The 17629-nt window shown below is 62.9% G+C and carries 16 protein-coding genes; 2 read left to right on the top strand and 14 right to left on the bottom strand.

Annotated elements, in window-relative coordinates; translation table 11 throughout:
* Positions 1–35: 35 nt before the first annotated feature.
* From hisI to H3U90_RS08095, 12 genes are all read right to left on the bottom strand, one after another.
* A complete protein-coding gene (hisI, locus tag H3U90_RS08040) occupies positions 36–449 on the bottom strand; it encodes a phosphoribosyl-AMP cyclohydrolase (RefSeq protein ID WP_198177830.1) in 414 nt (137 codons plus the stop codon).
* A gap of 139 nt (positions 450–588) precedes the next feature.
* Positions 589–1365 carry an imidazole glycerol phosphate synthase subunit HisF gene (gene hisF / locus H3U90_RS08045; RefSeq protein ID WP_198177831.1) on the bottom strand — a complete coding sequence of 259 codons (777 nt, stop codon included), beginning with the start codon at positions 1363–1365 and terminating at the stop codon, positions 589–591.
* A 114-nt stretch (positions 1366–1479) separates the two neighbouring features.
* On the bottom strand, positions 1480–2667 hold the full coding sequence (gene rlmN, locus H3U90_RS08050) for a 23S rRNA (adenine(2503)-C(2))-methyltransferase RlmN (protein ID WP_198177832.1): 1188 nt from the start codon (positions 2665–2667) through the stop codon (positions 1480–1482).
* A gap of 44 nt (positions 2668–2711) precedes the next feature.
* Positions 2712–3701 carry a phosphatidate cytidylyltransferase gene (locus tag H3U90_RS08055; RefSeq protein WP_198177833.1) on the bottom strand — a complete coding sequence of 330 codons (990 nt, stop codon included), beginning with the start codon at positions 3699–3701 and terminating at the stop codon, positions 2712–2714.
* A gap of 26 nt (positions 3702–3727) precedes the next feature.
* Positions 3728–4282: a ribosome recycling factor gene (gene frr, locus H3U90_RS08060; RefSeq protein ID WP_110412761.1), complete on the bottom strand. Its 555-nt coding sequence runs from the start codon at positions 4280–4282 to the stop codon at positions 3728–3730.
* Between the two features lie 114 nt (positions 4283–4396).
* Positions 4397–5152 (bottom strand): UMP kinase, encoded by a 756-nt coding sequence (gene pyrH / locus H3U90_RS08065; protein ID WP_198177834.1) that lies wholly within the window; start codon positions 5150–5152, stop codon positions 4397–4399.
* A gap of 219 nt (positions 5153–5371) precedes the next feature.
* A complete protein-coding gene (gene tsf, locus H3U90_RS08070; RefSeq protein WP_198177835.1) occupies positions 5372–6223 on the bottom strand; it encodes a translation elongation factor Ts in 852 nt (283 codons plus the stop codon).
* Between the two features lie 26 nt (positions 6224–6249).
* A complete protein-coding gene (gene rpsB, locus H3U90_RS08075) occupies positions 6250–7119 on the bottom strand; it encodes a 30S ribosomal protein S2 (protein WP_198177836.1) in 870 nt (289 codons plus the stop codon).
* A gap of 225 nt (positions 7120–7344) precedes the next feature.
* A complete protein-coding gene (locus H3U90_RS08080; protein WP_015021747.1) occupies positions 7345–7827 on the bottom strand; it encodes a peptide deformylase in 483 nt (160 codons plus the stop codon).
* Between the two features lie 3 nt (positions 7828–7830).
* A complete protein-coding gene (locus H3U90_RS08085; protein WP_198177837.1) occupies positions 7831–9813 on the bottom strand; it encodes an AMP-dependent synthetase/ligase in 1983 nt (660 codons plus the stop codon).
* 38 nt (positions 9814–9851) lie between these two features.
* Positions 9852–10406 carry a hypothetical protein gene (locus H3U90_RS08090; RefSeq protein WP_198177838.1) on the bottom strand — a complete coding sequence of 185 codons (555 nt, stop codon included), beginning with the start codon at positions 10404–10406 and terminating at the stop codon, positions 9852–9854.
* 187 nt (positions 10407–10593) lie between these two features.
* Positions 10594–11718 carry a GuaB3 family IMP dehydrogenase-related protein gene (locus H3U90_RS08095; protein WP_198177839.1) on the bottom strand — a complete coding sequence of 375 codons (1125 nt, stop codon included), beginning with the start codon at positions 11716–11718 and terminating at the stop codon, positions 10594–10596.
* 163 nt (positions 11719–11881) lie between these two features.
* On the opposite strand from H3U90_RS08095, the gene H3U90_RS08100 reads away from it, so the two are divergent.
* Positions 11882–13132 (top strand): NADP-dependent isocitrate dehydrogenase, encoded by a 1251-nt coding sequence (locus H3U90_RS08100; protein ID WP_198177840.1) that lies wholly within the window; start codon positions 11882–11884, stop codon positions 13130–13132.
* Positions 13133–13388: 256 nt separating this feature from the next.
* Entirely contained in the window at positions 13389–14957 is a 1569-nt protein-coding gene (locus tag H3U90_RS08105) for a hypothetical protein (protein ID WP_198177873.1), read from the top strand.
* On the opposite strand, the gene H3U90_RS08110 is transcribed toward H3U90_RS08105, so the two are convergent.
* Both H3U90_RS08110 and H3U90_RS08115 read right to left on the bottom strand, forming a co-directional pair.
* The gene (locus tag H3U90_RS08110; RefSeq protein ID WP_198177872.1) at positions 14927–16753 is read right to left on the bottom strand and encodes an AMP-dependent synthetase/ligase; all 1827 of its coding nucleotides are present in this window, start codon (positions 16751–16753) and stop codon (positions 14927–14929) included. The two genes, H3U90_RS08105 and H3U90_RS08110, sit on opposite strands and share 31 nt — an antisense overlap.
* Positions 16754–16872: 119 nt before the next feature.
* Positions 16873–17538: a M23 family metallopeptidase gene (locus H3U90_RS08115; protein WP_198177841.1), complete on the bottom strand. Its 666-nt coding sequence runs from the start codon at positions 17536–17538 to the stop codon at positions 16873–16875.
* Positions 17539–17629 lie beyond the last annotated feature (91 nt).

Consider the following 17629-nt stretch of genomic DNA (forward strand, 5'->3'; position numbering starts at 1 on the left):
TCCCTGCCACAACCTTAGCGTCTTTCTGCACTGGATTACCCTTCCTCGCTCTGCATTTGTGCCTGCGTACGGTTGCCCTGCACCGCCGGCAAGGGTCCTCCGGCCTCGAAACACGACCTGTGTCCGGTGTGGCAGGCCGCCCCCACCTGGTCTACTTCGATAAGCAGCGCGTCCCCGTCGCAGTCGATGCTGACTCCCTTGACGTATTGGACGTGCCCGGAGGTGTCTCCCTTGCGCCAGTATTCCTGCCTGGAGCGGGACCAGAAGGTGACCCTACCCGTGGTCAGGGTCCGTCTCAAGGCCTCCTCATCCATGTACCCGACCATGAGCACCTGACGGCTGTCATACTGCTGGACCACAGCGGCCACAAGTCCCTTGGCATCCTTCTTGAGCCTGGTCGCTATGCTCGGATCCAAACGTGCTTCCCGGTCCTTCGAAGACTGTGACATTGATCCTCGTTCTCCTGATTTGTTCGACATGACCTTGTCGGTTGATTGTCTATGGTATGGGTATGGTTCCCCGATGGCTGCCGACAGGGCTTACAAATGCCAAGCACCGTGCGGTGCCGAAATTATCTGCGGGATTGGTTCAGGCCTGCCATCGAACCGGATACCCGGCCGTATGAAGCGCCTGCTTGACGTCCTTGATGGAAACCTGGCCAAAATGGAAGACGGAAGCCGCCAGAACCGCGTCGGCCCCGGCCTTGACAGCAGGAGGAAAATCGGCGGCCTTGCCTGCCCCTCCACTGGCGATGAGCGGAAGTGATACGACCTTGCGCACGTCGGCGATCATCTCCAGATCGAAGCCCTGACGGGTGCCGTCCGCATCCATGGAATTGAGGAGTATCTCACCGGCCCCGAGCTCCTGGGCCTGCTTGACCCAATCGATGGCATCGATGCCGGTGGACTGGTGGCCACCCATGGCGGTCACCTCATATCCTGAGGTAATGCCCTGCGCATCAGATCGGCGGGCATCGACCGAAAGGACTAGAACCTGGCGGCCGAACCGCTGGGCGATGTCGCCGATGACCTGCGGATTGGCGATGGCTGCCGTGTTGATGCCGACCTTATCGGCGCCTGACCGCAGGAGGGTATCGACATCCTGCGGGTTGCGCACGCCTCCGCCGACGGTCAGCGGAATGAAGATCTGGTCGGCGGTGCTCTTGACCAGGTCCACCATGGTGGCCCGTCCGCTGCCTGAAGCGGTCACATCCAGGAAGGTCAGTTCGTCAGCTCCCTGGCGGTAGTAGGCCGAAGCCAGTTCGACCGGATCACCCGCATCGCGCAGATTCTTGAAGTGGACGCCTTTGACCACACGGCCCTGGTCGACATCAAGGCAGGGAATGACACGAACCGCTACCGTCATGCGACCTGCCTTCCTGCCTGAACCGATTTGTTTGACTCACGACCTTAGCTTCTGCAGTGTCCGAAGACCATGACATGTCCACACTATGGCATGACCACATTGCATAACGCTGAATCAGGCCTGAAGCTTGACGGCCTTGGCTGCCAGCTGCCCGCAGGCACCGTCGATGTCAGATCCGCGGGTGTCCCTCATGGTTGCAGTGATGCCGGCCTTGTGGAGGATGTCCAGGAAGCGCTGCTCGTCCTCGGGCTTGGATGCAGTCCAGCGAGACCCCTCAATCGGATTCAGGGGTATGGGGTTGACGTGCGCCCAGTCGTCCCCGTAGTGGTTGAGGCGCTTGGCCAGGAGGCGGGCATGCTCGGCCTGGTCGTTGATGCCGCGCATCAGGGCGTACTCGATGCTGACCCGCCTGCCGCTGGCCAGATAGTAGTCGTGGGCCGCGTCCAGGACCTGGGTGGTGTTGAAGCGGCGGTTCATGGGAACCAGCTCGTCGCGCAACTTGTCGCTGGGGGCATGGAGGGAGACGGCCAGACGGACCGGTATTCCCTCTCGGGTCAGCTTGCGAATGCCGGGGACCACGCCGACCGTGGAGACGGTGATGTTCCTGGCTGAGATGCCGAATCCCTTGGGCGGCAGGGCGCTGATCTGCCTGACTGCGGACAGGACAGCCCGGTAGTTGCCCATGGGCTCGCCCATCCCCATGAAGACGATGTTGCTCAGGCGCCCCGGACCTCCGGCAACCTGTCCGGACCGCATCATCCGGGAGGCGGCCCTGACCTGTTCCAGAATCTCGCCGGTCGACATGTTCCTGGTCAACCCAAGCTGACCTGTAGCGCAGAAGGGGCAACCCATGCCGCAGCCGACCTGGCTGGAGATGCAGAGTGTGGCCCTGGAAGGGTAGCGCATGAGCACGGACTCGATCCTGGACCCGTCGAAGAGCTCCCAGAGGGTCTTGATGGTCGTCCCCTGATCCGCCTTCTGAACGGTGACCGGGGTGATCAGCTCAGGAAAGAAGTGGCGTGCGGCCTCTTGGCGGCTGGCCGAGGGAAAGTCCGTGAAGTCGTCCGGGTTGGTGGACAGATGGTTGAAGTAATGGTTGGCCAGCTGCGAGACCCGGAATTTAGGCAGGCCCATTTGAGCGCAGACCTCCTGGCGCTCCTTCAGGTCCATGTCGGTAAAGTGGCGCGGCGGCTTGCCTCGTCGGGCATGGTCGGCCGCCAGAACGTCCCGGAAGGCGCCATCCTTGCCTCCGGGGGTGATGCCGGTCTCAGGCTCGGCACCGGTCAAATCGACATCTGTCATACCTCTACCTCATCCAGTATCAGTCATCCGACCATCAATCCCGGTCACAGGCCGGTGATCAAAAGGACCAGTGTGATAAACGGTGCGGACATGAGGATCGAATCCACCCTGTCCAGCACCCCGCCGTGACCCTTGAGCAGGTGGCCCATGTCCTTTATCCCAAGATCTCGTTTGATCAAGGATGCGCTCAGGTCCCCGAGGGTGCCTGTGGCTCCGACCATGATGCCCATGAGCAGGGCGACCCACCAGATCCGTCCCCAATCCGCCATGGGATAGGTAGCCGCAAAGATGACCAGGGCGCCGAGCAGGCAGCAGAGCATGGAGCCTGCCAGCCCCTCCAGGGACTTGCCGGGAGAGATGCGGGGCGAGATCTTGTGCTTGCCGAAGAGCGAGCCGAAGAGCAGTCCGCCGATATCGCTCAAGGCAGGCAGGAAAATCACCATGAAGGCGTGTGCGGCAGGATGCCCGCCGAAGGTGGTGGGCAGGGTTATCAGACAGGCCAGGAGGGTGATGTAGACAACGGTCAGGAGGGTGACGCCCACATTGGCCAGGCTGCTTGAACGGGGCTCCCCCTCTGCGGTGCCGTAGGATGCATCGGCCATGGTCTGCGCGTCCTTGCCCGACAGCTTGGCGTTCACCGCTTTGACCAGCCGACCGCCCAGGCGATGGTTGCGCGTGGCCGCAAGAGCCCCGACCAGGGCGGTGACCAGAACTCCAGCGGTCATTACCGCCACATGGTCAGGCGCGTAGAAGGAGGCCAGCATGGTGACCGCCGAACAGATCCAGAGCTCGACCACCGGTATATGCAGGCCCGCCGTGGCAAAGTCCACCCTGAGCTCCCAGAGCCCCAGGGTCATGAAGATCACGATCAGGTAGATGAATGCGTCGATGCGCACCAGGATGCAGGCCAGGATGATGACCACCAGAAGCGCGCCGGTGGCCACCGCCTGCGGCATGTTGCGTCCAGTTCGTTTGTTCAGGGTTGCGACGGCATCCTGACCTGCCTTCTCGGCTGAGCTTTCCTTAGTACTCATGAAGTGTGGATCCTCCCGAGGCGGGATCAGACCTCGAGGATCTCCTTCTCCTTGGCATCCAGGAGCTGGTCGATCGTGTCGTTCTTCTGCTTGGTGACGGTCTCCAGCTCCTTCTGCAGCCGGTTGCCCTCGTCCTCGCCCAGGTCGCCATCCTTGACCTTGGCCTCCAGCTCCTCCTTGACCTTGCGCCGGATGTTGCGGACGGCCACCTTGCCCTCCTCGGCCTTGTTCTTGGCCAGCTTGACGTAGTCCCGGCGGCGCTCCTCGGTCAGCTCGGGCATCGTGACCCTGATGACGTTGCCGTCACGGCTGGGGTTGACGCCCAAGTCCGAGTCGCGGATGGCCTTCTCGACTGCGCCTGCCTGTGAGGGATCGAAGGGGGTGACAGCCAGGGTGCGGGGCTCTGGGACGCCGATGGATGCCAAGGACTTGATGGGTGTGGGTGTGCCGTAATACTCCACCATGATGTCGTTGAGGAAGGAGGGGTTGGCACGCCCGGTCCTGATCCCCGAGAAGTTCTCCTTGGTCGCCTCGATGCTCTTGTCCATCTGCCTTCCGGCCTGGTCCACCACTGTGGTCATGATCTGCTCCTTGCTGTATGGACCATCCGCCTGTGCGCGCGAGGTCCGTCATTCTTATACTCTACGGCCATGGGGCCACAGGGGCCAAGCGGCACGGGGTGTGCCCGCTGCCGGTCACAGGGTGCGATCGGGACCGCCGTGGACCAGGGTGCCCAGGCGCCGGCCTTTGAGCGCTCCGGTCACGTTGCCTTCACCCTCCAGTCCGAAGACTCGAATGGGCATGTCGTTGTCACGGGCCATGGACAGGGCTGCCGCATCCATGACGGCCAGATTGTCGACCAGGGCCCGCTGGTAGCTCAGGTTGGTGAACATGCGCGCAGAAGCCTGCTTGTGCGGATCAGCCGTGTACACGCCGTCCACACCGTTCTTGCCCATCAGGACCTCGACACAATGAATCTCCAAGGCCCGCTGGATGGAGACCGTGTCAGTGGAGAAGTAAGGCATGCCTGATCCTGCACCGAAGATGACCACACGCCCCTTCTCCAGGTGGCGGATGGCCTTGAGCGGGATGTAGGGCTCGGCCACCTGGCCCATGGTGATTGCTGTCTGCACCCTGGTGGCCTGACCGTCCTGCTCCAGGAAGTCCTGCAGGGCCAGGCAGTTCATGACCGTGCCCAGCATGCCCATGTAGTCGCCGCGCGAACGCTCGATTCCGGCCTGGCTGAGCTCGGCTCCGCGGAAGAAGTTGCCTCCGCCAACCACGATGGCGACCTGCACGCCGCTCTGCACCGCCTGGACGATCTCCTTGGCCACGCGCTTGACCACCTGCACGTCGATGCCGACCTCGCCTCCCCCGAAGGCCTCTCCGGAGAGCTTGAGCAGCACACGACGAGGCGATGCTGGGTTTTGTGCTGAATCGGATCCGGTCATAAATGCCCTTTCTTCAAACATGATGACGGGCGGAGTACGCCGCCAACCAGAGTATCGAGGCTGGGCGACAACCCCTACCTGAGCAGGCCCTGGGAATTGACCCAGGACAAAGGAAGGGGAGCGACCACGAAGGCCACTCCCCTGCCATCAGTGCCGGCCGTCTGCCCATCCCTCAGACAGGATCGGGCGAGACGACCCACGACATTGCCGGACTACCGACTACTCCTCGTCGCCCTTGCCGACCTCGAGACGGGCGAAGGCCAGAGCCTTGCCGCCAGCCTGCTTGAAGAGGTCGCCAATGGTCTTGGAGGTGTCCTTGACGTACTGCTGCTCCAGCAGGACGGTCTCCTTGAAGAAGGCGTTCAGACGCCCCTCGACGATCTTGGGAATGATCTTCTCGGGCTTGCCTTCGGCCTGGGACTTCTCGGTGGCCACACGACGCTCGGACTCCACCACGTCGGCGGGCACATCCTCGCGGCTGAGCCACTTGGGGCTCATGGCGGAGATCTGCAGGGCCACCTCATGGGCCACCTGGGCGCCGGCCTCATCAGTGGCGATCATGGCCACGATGGAGGGGGGCATCTCCACGGACTTGCGGTGGGCGTAGATCTCCACACGGGGACCTTCGACCCGGGCCACCTGGCCGACCTTGACGTGCTCATGGAAGAGCGCGCCGGCCTCCTCCACAGTCTCCTTGACGGTACCGGACTTGGACGGAGCGGCATCGACCTGCTCGGCGTTGGAGGCATCAGCCTTGGCCACGTCGTCGATGACCTCCTTGCCGAACTCTATGAACTGAGGGGTCTTGGCCACGAAGTCGGTCTCGGAGTTGAGCTCGACGGCATAGCCGATCTGGCCCTGTCCGCCCTCGACGACGGTGGAGGCGATCAGGCCCTCCTGAGCCTTGCGGCCCTCGCGGGCGCCTGCGGCCTGGATGCCGGTGGCGCGGATGATCTCCTTGGCGCGGGCCATGTCGCCCTCGGCCTCGGTCAGGGCCTTCTTGACGTCCATCATGCCGGCGCCGGTCTGATCACGCAGCTCCTTGATCAGTGCAGCGGTGATTTTTGCCATGAAACTCTCCTATCTAGACGCCAGATTCAGGCGGCCTGATCGGCAGCGGGGGTCTCCTGCTGCTCTTGCGCAGGCTGCCCGGCCTGGGAAGCCTGGGCGGCATCCTGGGCCTGCTCCTGCGGCTGTCCGTCCTTGTTCTCCAGCAGGTTCTTCTCCCACTCGGCCATGGGCTGGTCGGAGGCTTCCTCGGTCTTGGCGGCCTTGCCGGAGCGCTCCAGCAGACCGTCGGCCACGGCATCAGCCATGAGCCTGGTCAGCAGCTCGACGCCGCGAATGGCATCGTCGTTGGCGGGAATGGGGTAGGTGACGAGCTCAGGATCCGTGTTGGTGTCCACCAGGGCCACGACCGGGATGCCCAGCTTATTGGCCTCGGAGACCGCCAGGGCCTCCTTGTTGATGTCGACCACGAACAGGGCCGAAGGGGTGCGGCTCATGTTGCGGATGCCGCCCAGCTGACGCTCCAGCTTGTCCTTCTCGCGCCGCAGGAGCAGGAGCTCCTTCTTGGTCAGCCCCGAGCCGTGCACGTCGTCGAAGTCCATCTCCTCCAGCTCCTTCAAGCGGCCGACCCGCTTGGTCACGGTCTGGAAGTTGGTCAGCATGCCGCCCAGCCAGCGCTCGGAGACGTAGGGCATGTTCACCCGGGTGGCCTGGGCCTTGATGGCCTCCTGGGCCTGCTTCTTGGTCCCCACGAAGAGCACGGTGCCGTTGTGGGCCACGGTCTGCTTGATGAAGTCATAGGCCTGGTCAATCAGACCGAGCGACTTGAAGAGGTTGATGATGTGGATGCCGTTGCGCTCCATCAGGATGTACTGCTTCATCTTGGGGTTCCAACGACGGGTCTGATGTCCGAAGTGGACGCCGGCCTTCAGCATTTCGCTCATGGTGATCTGTGCCATGTCCGTACCTTTCATTGTCGGTTATTGCCTGGCCATGTGCACCTGCGTGCAACTCCGGGGAGCCGACCGACACAGGACGTCGCGGACATGGCGCGAATTCGCGGCGTGTGTTCGGGAATACTTTTGGCGCGCCTGCCCACCCGTGACAGCGGACCTGCGCAATGACACGCCGAATTACCATGATACCCGAGGCCAATGACCTCGGGTATCATGTTCACCCTCTGCCTACCTGGCTGATCTCAGCTGCTGCATGGCCTTGCGGCGGACGTCGCTCTCCAGCCGATCCACATAGACATGGCCGTCCAGATGATCGCACTCGTGCTGGATCATCCGTCCCATGATGCCATGGCCTTCGAGGGTCACCGTCTTGCCATCCAGATCGATGCCGTGGGCCCGGGCGTAATCGGCCCGCCTGGTCGGATACCAGAGGTTGGGCAGGGACAGGCATCCCTCTTCGCCATACTGCTCGCCTGAGGTCTTGTCGATGACCGGATTGATGATGTAGCCCACCTTGCCGCCAATATTGTACGAGAAGACGCGCAGGCCCACGCCGATCTGGTTGGCCGACAGGCCTGCCCTGCCGGGATCGTCGACAGTGTCCACCAGATCACGCACCAGACTGCGCACAGCCGGGGTGATGCTGGTCACAGGATCGCAGGGAGTGCGCAAAACCGGATCGGGAACCACTCTGATTGTACGAATCGCCACTGCTTACTCCTCGTCATCCCGGCCGTCGCGGCCGTCCTTCTCGTCCTCTGGGGCCGCTTCCTCCTCCTGGCGGCCATCACGCTTGCGTCCGGTCATGCTGGCCAGGGAATCACTCATGGTGGTCCGTGCCCTGCTGACGATGTCGTTCTCCTTGGCGGCGGGCTTGGCCGGCGTCCTGGGCGCATAGAGGACCTTGTCCACGAGTTCGGCGTACTGGCGGAGCACCTCGGGGCGCACGACCTTCAGACTGGGGGTCAGGGTGCCGTCCTCCTGGCTGAAATCCTTGTCCAGCACCAGGAACTTGCGCACCGACTCGGCACGCGAGACGTTGCAGTTGGCCTTGTCCACATACTGCTGGATGAAGGCATGGATGGCATCGTTACGGCTGGCCTGCTCCATGCTCATGTCAGCGTCCAGACCCTGGGAGGTCAGCCAGGACTTGAGCATACCGGCATCCAGGGTGACCAGGGCACCGACGAAGGGCCTGCCGTCGCCCACGACCACGGCCTGGGAGACAATCGGGCAGGTGCTGATGACATCCTCCAGGGGAGCCGGACTGACGTTCTTGCCACCGGCGGTGATGATGACGTCCTTCTTGCGGCCGGTGATGAAGACGAAGCCCTGATCGTCGATCTGGGCCAGATCACCGGTGTGTAGCCAGCCGTCCTTATCGAGGACGGTGGAATCCAGCTCGGGCTGGTGGTAGTAGCCCATGAAGACGCTGGGACCCTTGACCAGAAGCTCGTCATCGTCGCTCAGCCTGACCGTGATGCCCGAGCCTGGTCGGCCGACCGACCCCACCTCGTTGGCATCCTCGAAGTTGACGATGCAGGGGGCTGCCGTCTCGGTCATCCCGTAGCCCTGGATGAAGGTGATCCCGTCGATTCCGTTGAAGAAGTGGGCCAGGTCGGCGTTCATGGGCGCGCCGCCGCAGGCCAGGTAGCTCAGGTTGGAGCCCAGGGCGGACTCGATTGTGTTGCCGACGGTCTTGGTGTAGAAGGCATGGGCCAGGCGGGTCAGCGGCGAGTGACCGCGCCCCTCCTGCTCATCCTTGGACCATTTGATGAAGTGCCTGGTGGCCTTGGCGAAGACCTTGCCGGCCAGACCTGTGCCCGCCTTCTGAGAGGCGGCGTTGTAGACCTTCTCGAAGACACGGGGCACGCCCAGCAGATAGGTGGGCCGGAAGGTGCGCAGGTCGGTCAGCAGGTGCTTGGCGTTGGAGACGTATCCGACCACACCTTGAGCACCGATGGCCACGTACTGGATGTAGCGGGCGAAGCAATGCGCCAGGGGCAGGAAGAGCATCAGGCGGGAGGGCGCTGCCAGCATGTGGTAGAGCACATCCCAGCCCACGAAGACGATGTGGACGAAATTCCGGTTGGAGAGCATAGCGCCCTTGGGCTCACCGGTGGACCCCGAAGTGTAGACGATGGTGGCCAGATCGTCGGCCTTGACCTGGGCGATGGCCTGGTCCAGGCGCTCGTCGTCGATCCCCTGGCCGAATTCGCTGACTGCGTTCAGGCCCCCGGCCTCGAAGTTGAAGACATACTTGAGCTTGGGCGAGGATCCCCGGACCTGCTCCAGGATCTGCGCATGCTCCGAGTCGCCGGCGAAGGCCAGGACGCAATCCACATCCTGAACGATCTTCTGGGCCTGGCTGGGCGAGTCGGTCTCGTAGATGGGCACCGAGACCGCCCCGATGGCGGCGCAGGCGAAGTCCGTGACCCCCCAGTCATAGCTGGTGGAGGCATAGATGACCACGGTGCTGCCCTTTTCCACGCCCAAGGCCATCATGCCCTTGGCCACGGCGCGAACCCGTGCGGACATCTGCCCGGCCTTGACATCATGCCAGTTTCTGGTCATGGGATCCTGCCACTGGGCAACCAGCTCCTCAGGGTCGCGGGCGGTGCGTTTTGCCAGGAGTGAATAGATGGTGTCCTTGTCCGTCGTCGGGTGTTGAAGCTCGACCGTATATTCACGCAACATACCCACCATCATATGGGTCAACCCGCCAAAGCCGACGCCTAGCCCATGTCGAAGCGCACACAGAGCCAGCGCGAACCGCTTCTGGCGACGATCAGGTTGGCCAGCACCGTGCGCTCGCCGACCAGGAATCCGATGGTGGTTTCGTAACGGTCGCAGTCCACCCGGTAGAGCTCGACCAGTTTAGGAACCAGCGGCAGATAGGCCAGGCCGACATGATCCGACGTGCGGACCATGCCCAGATGCCGATCACGCATAAGCCGGGCCAGCATAGCCAGCCGTTCCATGCAGACGCGGTTGAGCACACGGTCCAGGCCCTTCATCGGTAGACGACCCCGCAGCACATCAAAGACCCTGGATGCCAGGGCGCACAGGTTGACCAGAATTCGCTTGAGATCCCCCGTCAGACCCTCATGCCCGGCCGCATCCGCCGGTCGAACGAAGTTGACGGTTCGCACTGTCAGGTTGATGCCCCCAAGTCCCAGCGGCACCTGAACGCAGGTGGACGGCCACCAGCCGCCGACGTCCTGTCCTGCCGAGTCCCTGATTGCACGATCCCCATCCCAGGTCGGCGCCAGATCCATATACTCCGTCATACTTCTCCCCTCGCACTTCGATGTGCTTGTTTGCTTCCCCCTCTCATGCCGGCGAGGTGCACTGGGTGACCGACGCAACGACAGCGATTACGTCCAGAGTAAGAATGCCCTGAGGCAATGTAAAGGCCGGTTCAGGAATGTGGTCAACCTGAACCGGCCTTGATACGGATTGTGGATAAATACCTGCTCAGCAGCGAGGGGCGGGAGTCACTGCCACGCGGCACTTCTGGAAGTTCTTGACATCCACGTAGCCGGTGGAGGCCATGGCCCGGCGCAGGGCCCCGATCAGGTTCAGGCTGCCATCGGTGCGATCACTGGGTCCGAAGAGTATGCGCTCCAGACTCCCCACCTGGCCGACCTGGACCCTGCGACCCCTGGGCAGCTCAGGGTGATGGGCCTCGGCCCCCCAGTGCATGCCCTGACCGGGAGCCTCCGTGGCCTTGGCCAGGGGCGTGCCCAGCATGACCGCGTCGGCCCCCATGGCCAAGGCCTTGACAAAGGACCCCGAGGTGCCGGTCTCCCCGTCGGCGATGACCTGAACGTAGCGGCCGCCGGATTCGTCCAGGTAGTCACGACGCGCCTCCGCCACATCCGAGATGGCCGTGGCCATAGGAGCCTGAATTCCAATGGTGGCGGAGTCGGTAGAGGAGGCTCCCCCGCCGAACCCGACCAGCACCCCGGCGGCACCCGTGCGCATCAAATGCAGGGCAGCCTGGTAGGTGGCGGCCCCGCCGACGATGACCGGAACGTCCAGGTCATAGATGAACTTCTTCAAATCCAAGGGCTCGTGGCTGGTGGAGACATGCTCGGCCGATACCGCCGTGCCGCGGATCACGAACAGATCCACGCCTGCATCGACCACCGTCGTGTAGAACTCCTGGGTGCGCTGGGGCGACAGGGCCCCGGCCACCGTGACCCCGGCCTTGCGAATCTCCTGCAGACGGCGGGTGATCAGCTCCGCCTTGACCGGTTCCCGGTAGGCCTCCTGAATGACCCCGGTCGCCTGCTCCGGCGAGGCATGGGCTATCCGATCCAGCTGGGGACGCGGGTCCTCGTATCGGGTCCACAGTCCCTCCAGATCGAGCACGCCCAGTCCGCCCAACCGTCCCAGGGCGATGGCCGTCTCGGGGCTGGTCACCGAATCCATGGGCGCCGCCAGCAGTGGCAGGTCGAACTCGTAGGCATCCACCTGCCAGGCCGTGGAGACATCCTGGGGATCCCTGGTCCTTCTTGATGGGAGTATGGAGACATCATCGAGCGTGTAGGCCACCGTAGCCTTCTTGCCGAGACCGATTTCGATTTCCTGTGTCATGTCTGCCAGCCTAGCGCCTCATGATGACGCTCCGGCTTGCTACGAACGGGTTACGAGCCAGGGAACAGAGAGTAACAAACTTGGGATAGAACTGTTCGCGAGCGCAACTGCGGCACCGGGAGCAGGATCCGGCCCCCGACCCGCCCACTGTTAGGAGGCCGCCATGGAGAAGATCGCCGTGAAGGGACGCATCGTCGAGCTCGACGGTGACGAGATGACCCGGGTCATCTGGAAAATGATCAAGGAACGGCTGATTCTGCCCTATCTGGATGTGGACCTGGACTATTACGATCTGGGCATCCGCAACAGGAACGCCACCGACGACAAGATAACCGTGCAGGCGGCCCAGGCCATTCAGCGCGAGCATGTGGGCGTCAAGTGCGCCACCATAACCCCGGACGAGGCCCGTGTGAAGGAATTCGGTCTCAAGCGCATGTGGAAGTCGCCCAACGGCACCATCCGCAACATTCTTGGCGGAACCATCTTCCGCGAGCCCATCGTCATCGACAACATCCCCCGGCTGGTTCCCGGATGGTCCAAGCCCATCGTGGTGGCCCGCCATGCCTTTGGCGACCAATACCAGGCCACTGATTTCACCGTGCCCGGGCCGGGAAAACTGAGCGTCACCTTCACCCCCGAGGACGGGAGCGCCCCGGTGACCCGGGAAGTGACCGTCTACCCGGGTCCGGGCGTGGCCCAGGTGCAGTTCAACCTTGACGACTCCATCCGCGACTTTGCACGCTCCTGCTTCAACTATGCCCTGCAAAGGCGCTACCCGGTCTACCTGAGCACCAAGAACACCATCCTCAAGGCCTACGACGGCCGGTTCAAGGATATCTTCGCCCAGGTCTACGAGCAGGAGTACCGGAGCCGGTTCGAGCAGGAGGGGCTGACCTACCAGCATCGGCTGATCGATGACATGGTGGCCTCCTCGCTCAAGTGGCAGGGCGGCTATGTCTGGGCCTGCAAGAACTACGACGGCGATGTCCAGTCCGATGCGATAGCTCAAGGGTTCGGGTCCCTTGGCCTCATGACCTCCATGTTGATGACGGCCGACGGGCAGACGGTGGAGGCCGAGGCCGCCCATGGGACCGTGACCAGGCATTACCGGCGTTGGCTCAAGGGGGAAACCACCTCCACCAACCCGATCGCCTCCATTTTCGCCTGGACCGGCGGACTCAAACAGCGGGCGCGGCTGGATGATACGCCCAAGGTGGCCCAGTTCGCACAAACCCTGGAGTCAGTGGTCATCGAGACCGTGCGCTCCGGCCGCATGACCAAGGATCTGGCCAGCCTGGTCGGTCCTGACCAGCCCTGGCTCGACACCGAAGGGTTCATGGATGCCCTGGATCAGGCCCTTGCCGCGCATATGGCTTCAGCTGCGACAGAGGCCACAGAACACAAGGCGGACTAACCGATTGGACAGGGTATCATTCCCTGGCCAGAACAGGCCGCTGATCTGTCCGGTTCGGCCTTGACCGTCTGCCACTTGGCGAGAAGCTTGTGCGCAAAAGCGGGGAGACTCCATACGCTCCTGCCCGAGAGCCCATACAATGGTTGCTCGGGACCCGGCCAGAGTCGGGCTCTGTCGGAACGAAGGAGCGAATGTGAAGAAGACCGGCTTTGCACGGCATCTGTCCGGCTTGCTGGCCCTGCTGGCATGCCTGGTCATGGTGGCATCGGCAGGCGCCTGCGATCCGGCCATGGGCGGGGGGAAACAATACCCGAGCGCCCCGCAGAGCCCGGCGACCTCCACGACAGCTGCCGAAGTGCCCGGTCGGGTGGCCATTTTCACTCCCTCTGACGGCATCACCCTGTCCCAGCACACGCCCATCAACAAGTGGGCCGCCCTGGTTCCAGAGCTCAAGGCGGCACTGACCAAGGAGCATCTTTCCGGTAAGCGCATCGATGCCTACACCAGCGGGAATCTGGAGGACCAAAGCAAGGAACTGCAGGATTATGTGGTCAACCGCCTTTCGGAGCGCAAGGCCGGGAAGACCTCAGAACCGACCACACTGGTGGTGGCACCCATGACCTCGCCAGACTCCATTACCCGCCAGTATGGCGACTACATCAGCAAGTCGCTGGATGCCGATGCCGAAGACAAGGCGAGCGCACGCCTGGTCTCGTCTCTGCGCCTTGCTGCGGGCGCGGGCATGCATGTGGTGCTGCTGGCCAATCAGGTGCCGGGCATTCACCCGGATCTGTTCGTGCAGTTGTCCGATGCTCGGGCCATTGGGCAGATGCAGGCGAACAAGTTGGCCAGCAAGCTGGAGCTGGACAAGGCCAGCAAGAACAACCCCTGCCGCATCGAGGTTCTGCTGCCCAACCGCACAGCCGAGACATCCTCCTCTGATGCGTCATCCTCGGATACATCCTCTGCTGACGAGGATGCTGAAACCGGCCAGGCCGATCAGGAACGACATGAGGAACAGGATGAGCAGAGTTCTTTCCCCGCACAGGCCTTCGTCGGAATCTGGCAGGTGCTGGGTCCCTACTTCAAGGATGGGCGGGCTGTCAGCCCCTCAGGGCGTCTGAAGGCGGACAGCACCGAGAAGGACTGGCAGGCGGTCGCCTTTGACCCAGGCAAGGATGCCTCAGCTACAGGCAAAGAGCTGGCGACCCGCCTGTCCATGAACGATGACACCAAGACCCATACCGAGGTGGACGGCATTCTGGCCATGAACGACTTCATTGTTTCCGGTGTGGTCTCCGAGCTCGGGGATCTGGGTTATCGGGGTACGTCAGCGGACGTCAACCCGGAGATCTCCATATCAGGCATTGTCGGATCCATGGCCGGCCGCCAGGATCTGCATCGGCAGCGGGTGCCCAAACCCGCCCAGAGCCCTGCAACCCAGAATCCGACGGGGTCGGATGCGGATCCTTCACAGCAGACCACGGGCAAGACCGAAGGTTCCACGCCCTCGGACGACCACCCTGCCTGGCCCATAATCAGCGGATATGGCGCCTACGTAGACAACATCCCTCAAATCGTTGACGGACGTCAGTGGATGACCGGTCTGGAGGACAGGCTGGGGATCGCAGCTGATATCGCCAAGGCCTGCGTCGGCCTCAACAGCCAAGGCAAAGTGCCGGCCATGGATACGGTCCAGACCATCGACCAGAACGGCAAACAGTTGCGTCGCCTATCAAGACCCCTGGTCGCGGTCTCGGCCTCCAACCTCAAAGCGGCGCTGATCGATACAGGCTACATCAAGCCAGCCGACGCGGGTCTCTGAGCATAGATCTCCTGCTCGATCCGGTCCTCATACCGCTTGAGAACCTCCTGACGGCGGGGCTTGTATGATGCGGTCAGCAATCCGTTTTCACGAGTGAAGTCCTGGTCCAGAATCAGATAGCGACGGATGCCCTCGGCCCGGGATACCTGAGCGTTGGCCGCGTCCACGGCACGGTCGACCTCGGTGCGGATGATGGGGTTCTCCCCAGCTGCAGCTGCATCTTTCAGGGGCTCGGCGCCCTGGTCCCGCAGCCAGCGGTCGACCTGATCGGGATTGAGGGTGATCAGGGCCGAGATGAATGGCCTGCGGTCCCCGATGACCATGCAGTGGCTGATGATGGGCGAACGTTCGACAGCCGTCTCCAGCAGCGCCGGCGAGATGTTCTTGCCACCGGCAGTGATGATGATTTCCTTGCGTCGGCCGGTCAGCCGAACGAACCCATCATCGTCCAGACTGCCCAGATCGCCGGTCAGCAGCCAGCCGTCGCGAATCTGCCTGGTGGTGATTTCGGGATGGTTGTGGTAGCCCATGCAGACGTCGGGGCCCTTGACGCATAGCTGGCCCTCCTGATCGATGCCCACGGTGATGCCGGGCATGGGCAGGCCGATGGTGCCCAGCCGGTAGCCCTTGGTGGGGTTGACCGTCACCGGACCCATGGTCTCGGTCATGCCGTAGCCCTCCAGCAGGGGCAGGCCTATGCCGTTGAAGAAGTCCGCAATGTCCCTGTCCAGGGGGGCTCCGCCCGAAATGGCATACTTGACCCGGCCGCCCAGTGCCTCCAGGATGGGATCGTAGACGGTGCCCGTATACATGAGGTGCTTGGTCTTCAGCGACATGGGAACCCGGCTGCCGGTCTGCTGATGACGGGACCACTGCCTGGCCACTCCTGCGGCATCCAGGAAAATTCTGCCCCTGGCACCGGTGCCGGCCCGCTGGGAGGCGGCGTTATAGATCTTCTCGAAGATTCGGGGCACAGCCAGGATGAACGTAGGTTTGAAGGTCTGCATGTCCTGGAGCAGACTGCGGATGGACCCGGTTAGCCCCAAGGTGAGATCCGTAGCGATGGCGAAGAACTGCAGGCAACGGGCGAAGGCGTGGGCCAGGGGCAGGCAGAGCAGAAGCCGTCTGCCCTCACCAAGGCAGATGTCAGGGACTGCCTGAGCGCCCGACCGCACTGTGAAGACGATGTTGCTGTGGCTGAGCTCTATGCCCTTGGGCTTGCCCGTGGAGCCTGATGTGTAGACGATGGTGGCCAGGTCGGACCCATGTACCGAGTCGGCCCGGGCTTGGAAGTCCGCCTGGTCCACCGCCCGTCCGTAGGCGGTCATGGTGGTCAGCGCTCCCCTGGTAATCACATACAGGTCGTTCAGATAGGCGCACTGGGAACGAACCGCATCCACCCGGGCCCTCATGTCGTCATCCTCCAGAAAGGCCATGCCCACATGGGAGTCGTTGAAGATGCGCCGGATCTGATCGGGCGAGTCTGTCTCGTAGACCGGCACCGTCACCGCTCCAATGGCCAGGATGGCCATGTCCAGGGCAGTCCACTCCCATCGGGTGTGCGAGAGGATGGCCACCGAATCGCCACGCCCGACACCCCGGGCCATAAGCCCCTTGGCCAGCGCGACAACACGGTCCCGGAACTCACGGGCCGTGATGGTGCTCCACTCACGTCCGCTTCGGTATTCGATCAAGGGACTGTCCCCCAGGCGCTCCACCCTGTCTTCGAGCAGGGAAAAGACGCTTGCATCAGCATCTATCGGCTCCTCAAGCGGACGCGTGAATTCTTGCTGCATGTTCTGCATGACCACTCCCTGCTGAAACGGCGTTATGCATAACGATTCTAACCGCTCCCCCGGGCTGGCGATATACCCGGTCTGCAAACGCGCGAGTCCTGCAAGCGAAACCCACATTCCTACAGGGGCTTGAGACGAATGCGATGCCATCCGACCCTGGCACCGGGATCCAGATAACGGCCTTGACCGTCTTTCAGGCCCCAGTGCAGACACTCCTGGGCACAGTGGTCGGAGGCTCCCTGCACCCTTCCCCAGACTGTACCGGTCTGCAGCCGGGTCCCTACCGGCAGAGAGCTCTGTGCAGGTTCATAGGTGGAGACCAGGTCGCCGTGACGTATGGAGACCACGTCCTTGCCCGCTACGGAGCCTGCAAAGTCGATGACACCGTCTGCCGGTGCACGGATACTGCTGCCTTGCTCCGCCGCCAAATCCATCCCGCGATGACCGCTCAGCCATGGACGATCCGGAGGATCAAAGGGACTCATAACCTGCGGTGCGGTCTTACCGCCAGGCAGAGGTTCAAGGGGCCACAGCCAACCCCGGCGACAGGCTGTGGTCGACGAGGCAACTCGACCCTTCTGCGCCGGAGCTGCAGCCGAAGGCAGGATCGGCGCAGGCTGAGCCGTGACGGTTGCCGTAGGCCCCGCAGCCGACAGGACCAGTGCCAGTATCAACACCAGCAGGGTCCCGGGAAACCAGGGGGGCCGACAGCCGGAAGGCATGATGGGCATCCGGCCGGTAACCCGCCTGATGCCCTTGTTCTTATGGTCACGCGCACAGGCCATGGTCGCACCTTCATTCCGTCAACGTGGACGCCCGATTGAGCGTCCACCATCATGATGGATTGAATGCCAAAGCCACGTGAACCGGAAGGAG

It is taken from the genome of Bifidobacterium sp. W8103, assembly GCF_016100775.1.
In the GTDB taxonomy this organism is placed as follows: Bacteria; Actinomycetota; Actinomycetes; order Actinomycetales; family Bifidobacteriaceae; genus Bombiscardovia; species Bombiscardovia choladohabitans.